Genomic DNA, 411 nt, shown 5'->3' on the forward strand with positions numbered 1-411 from the left:
CCCCTGCCGAAGTACGGGCGGCTCAAGCAGTCAGTGCTGATGCTATTCGCGCCGCGGGATGTGACCCGGCAAAATTGAGTGCGTTGCGTGCACAAGGGGTATCAGCCGCGCAAATTCATGAATTAAATGGGTGTAATGCGGCAGCGCTGAAAGCGGCGGGCTTTGATGCTAAAGAGCTGGCAAATGCAGGATTTACACCGCAGCAATTGTTGGGTGCCGGGTTTACCCCTGCCGAAGTACGGGCGGCTCAAGGAGTCAGTGATGCAGCCATTCGCGCAGCGGGATGCGATCCGACAAAATTGAGTGCGTTGCGTGCGCAAGGGGTATCAGCAACCCAGATTCATGAATTAAACGGATGCAGTGCGGCGGCCCTCAAGGCGGCTGGATTTAATGCGAGACAACTGACGGATG

Annotated in this window: 1 pseudogene; it reads left to right on the forward strand. The window is 56.4% G+C overall.

Annotation, left to right across the window (positions count from 1 at the left end):
- Window positions 1-411 (forward strand): annotated as a pseudogene (locus E1O52_RS13255) (type IVB secretion system protein DotG/IcmE); the annotation flags it as partial.

Source organism: Legionella nagasakiensis (genome assembly GCF_900639915.1).
GTDB lineage: Bacteria > Pseudomonadota > Gammaproteobacteria > Legionellales > Legionellaceae > Legionella_A > Legionella_A nagasakiensis.